The sequence below is a fragment of the Lachnoclostridium sp. MSJ-17 genome (assembly GCF_018918205.1).
Classification (GTDB): Bacteria; Bacillota; Clostridia; order Oscillospirales; family Acutalibacteraceae; genus Ruminococcoides.
The window spans coordinates 1-1037 of the sequence record NZ_JAHLQB010000081.1 but is presented as its reverse complement, the minus strand read 5'-3'; the positions used below and the strand labels follow the sequence as shown (position 1 = coordinate 1037).

Annotated in this window: 2 protein-coding genes and 1 other RNA gene; 1 reads left to right on the top strand and 2 read right to left on the bottom strand. The window is 48.4% G+C overall.

What is annotated here, in order from left to right:
• A partial coding sequence (locus tag KQI64_RS06755; protein ID WP_334299538.1) for an AAA family ATPase occupies window positions 1-381 on the bottom strand: 381 nt, incomplete at its 3' end.
• Between the two features lie 76 nt (window positions 382-457).
• Window positions 458-556: signal recognition particle sRNA small type (gene ffs, locus KQI64_RS06750), an RNA gene on the bottom strand.
• Window positions 557-803: 247 nt separating this feature from the next.
• Between ffs and KQI64_RS06745 the strand changes: the two genes are divergently transcribed.
• A partial coding sequence (locus KQI64_RS06745) for an FHA domain-containing protein (protein WP_216523946.1) occupies window positions 804-1037 on the top strand: 234 nt, incomplete at its 3' end.

The window sequence follows — 1037 nt, the reverse complement described above, 5'->3', positions numbered from 1 at the left end:
CACCTCGTCTACGATGTAAACGCGGTAGCGCGCCTTGTTCGGCTTGTACTGCACCTCGTCGATGATGTCGCGGATATTCTCGATCTTGCGGTTGGACGCCGCGTCCATCTCAACTATATCGAGGATGCTGCCGTTCTCGATGCCCTTGCAGATCTCACATTCGCCGCACGGACTGCCGTTTTTGGGTTCGAGGCAGTTTACCGCCTTTGCCAGAATCTTGGCGCAGGTGGTTTTGCCCGTGCCGCGCGAGCCCGTGAACAGATAGGCGTGGTTGAGCCTGTTTTCGATTATCTCATTTTTCAGCGTGGTCGTGATGTGCTCCTGACCCGAAACGTCATCAAAAGTCTTGGGTCGCCATTTGCGGTACAGCACCTGATACAAGGCTCTCACCTCCGACTTGGGCAGATAATTTTGCATTAATATGCAAGTAATGCAAGCCGCTTTCATTCAAATAAAAAGACGGCAGACTTACTGCATCGCATCGGGAAAACTGCTTAATGCTGCTCGGTTCCCCGCCTGACATGGTTCGCAGGTCCTGATCGCACAGGGCCTGCCGCCCTTTTATTTGAACGCATTGGCAACTTGCATCTAGTGTATTATACCATAGTTTTCTCGGAAAAGCAAGATATTTTTTATATATGGAAAGGAAATGCCTGAAACCGCCTTTTATGGTTTTAAAATATCCGCGTTAAATAATTATTTGTTGAAAACAAACACAAATCCATTTTCATAAAAGGCTTGACATGGCTTTTTGCACAGTGTAAAATATAAGAGTATAAAAATGTTATCATAGGGGTACTTTTATGGATAATCAGAAAACCATGTTTTACCGTCCCGCGCCCGTTCTTCCGGCGACCCTGCTTGTCGTGGACTGTCGCTGCAAGCCGAGCGTTGTTCCGCTCAGGGGCGACATGAGCTTCGGCAGGATATATAACGGGCCGCAGTGCGATATCGTTGTGCAGTCGGCGATCGTCGGCAGACGTCACGGCGAATTCGTTTATGACGACAGCGAGGGCGTTTATTATTATATTGACAAC